Here is a 2,114-nt window from a genome sequence, read left to right on the forward strand (position 1 = left end):
AGTTCACCGTGTTGGTGGCGCGCCGCATATAGGCCTTCCATGCGTCGGAGCCGCTCTCGCGGCCGCCGCCGGTTTCCTTTTCGCCGCAAAAGGCACCGCCGATCTCAGCGCCCGAGGTACCGATGTTGACATTGGCAATGCCGCAATCCGATCCGTCGACACCCAGGAAACGCTCGGATTCCTGCAGGTCGCGGGTGAAGATCGACGACGACAGGCCTGCGCCCACGGCATTGTGCTCGTCGAGCACGGCGTCGAAATCCGAATATTTCATCACATAGAGGATCGGCGCGAAGGTCTCTTCCGTGACAGGGGCCACCTGCTTGGGCATCTCGACCAGCGCCGGGTGCACGTAATAGGCATCCGGGTGCCCGTCCTCGACCCGGGTGCCGCCGGTCACCTTGCCGCCATGGGCGGCGGCTTCCTTCAGCGCCTTCTGCATGGCGTCAAAGGCCGCCTTGTCGATCAGCGGCCCGACCAGCGAGGAGGTCTCCAGCGGATTGCCGACAGACACACTCTCGTAGGCCTTCTTGAGGCGCGGAACCAGGGCGTCGTAGACGCTGTCATGCACGAACAGGCGCCGCAGCGTCGTGCAGCGCTGGCCGGCCGTGCCCATCGCTCCAAAGGCAATCGCGCGCAGCGCCATGTCGAGATCGGCGCTCGGGCAGACGATGCCGGCATTGTTGCCGCCGAGTTCGAGCACTGCGCGGGCAAAGCGCTTGGCCAGCCGCGGGCCGACGTCGCGGCCCATGCGGGTCGAGCCGGTCGCCGAAACCAGCGGCACCTTGGGGTGATCGACCAGGATCTCGCCGACGGCGCGGTCGCCGATCAGCACCGGCGCCAGGCCATCAGGTGCGTCCGCGCCGAAGCGCTTGACCGCACGCTTGAAGATAGCCTCGCAGGCAAGTGCGGTCAGCGGCGTCTTTTCCGACGGCTTCCACACCACCGCGTCACCGCAAACAAGCGCCAGGGCGGCATTCCAGGACCACACAGCGACCGGGAAATTGAAGGCGGAAATGACGCCGACGACGCCGAGCGGATGCCAGGTTTCCATCATCCGATGGCCCGGGCGCTCGGTGGCGATGGTCAGGCCGTACAATTGCCGGGAGAGGCCTACGGCGAAATCGCAGATGTCGATCATCTCCTGCACTTCGCCGAGCCCCTCGGACGGGATCTTGCCGACCTCGATCGACACCAGCCGGCCAAGCTCGGCCTTGTGCGCGCGCAGTTCCTCGCCGAGCAGCCGCACCAGTTCGCCACGCCGCGGGCCCGGCACCATGCGCCAGGCCTGGAAGGCCTTGTGCGCGGCATCGATCACCTTGGCCGCGTCAGCCGGCGAGATCGTCTTCAGCGCCGCGATCTGCTCGCCCGTCACCGGGCTGCGCACGATCAGGTCGCCGCCGACGAGCGCTTCCTTGGCCACGCCCAGTTTCGCCAGCAGTTCGGTCGTTTCCTTGCCTATCGTCATTCTTGTCCCTTTCAGATCCCGTCGCCATCATATGGCGCTGGGTTAAGCCTTCGCCGTGCCGCCCGTGTGCCGAAAGGCACTTCAGGCGCAGTCATGGCGTGGCATTACTCGTTTCAGGGGAAAATCGCCACCCCGGCATGGTCCAAGCCCAAACTACACGATTGAGCCAGATGGGGAGGTGACGCTCAGTTTGCCTTTTTCGCCGGCGGGCGCACCGCACCGTCCTTGATCAACCGGTCGATATGCATGCGGATATGGGCAGCTTCTGCCGCCGTGTTCGCAAGCGCTATGGCGCGGTCGAAGGCGACGCGCGCCTCGTCGCCCCGGTCGAGCTGCATCAAGAGGCCCCCCTTGAGCCCGAAAAAGTGGAAATAGCCGGAAAGCCGTTCCTCCAGCGGCTCGATCATGGCCAGCGCCTCCCCCGGTCCACGCACCTTCGAGACCGCGACGGCCCGGTTCAGCGTGACCACCGGCGACGGCTGCATCTGCTCCAGCAAGCGGTAGAGCAGGTCGATCTCGTTCCAGTCCGTATCCTCGGCCTTTTCGGCTATTTCCACTTTTTCGGGCTCAAGGGGGGCCTCTTGATGCAGCTCGACCGGGGCGACGAGGCGCGCGTCGCCTTCGACCGCGCCATAGCGCTTGCGAACAC

Annotated in this window: 1 protein-coding gene and 1 pseudogene; both read right to left on the reverse strand. The window is 65.6% G+C overall.

Features of this window, described 5'->3' with window-relative positions; translation table 11 throughout:
- A partial coding sequence (locus EN991_RS33740; RefSeq protein WP_164769575.1) for an aldehyde dehydrogenase family protein occupies positions 1 to 1,465 on the reverse strand: 1,465 nt, incomplete at its 3' end.
- Between the two features lie 185 nt (positions 1,466 to 1,650).
- Positions 1,651 to 2,114: pseudogene (locus tag EN991_RS33745) on the reverse strand (hypothetical protein); the annotation flags it as partial.

This window comes from Mesorhizobium sp. M7A.F.Ca.US.005.03.2.1, from assembly GCF_003997795.1.
GTDB classification, from domain to species: domain Bacteria; phylum Pseudomonadota; class Alphaproteobacteria; order Rhizobiales; family Rhizobiaceae; genus Mesorhizobium; species Mesorhizobium ciceri.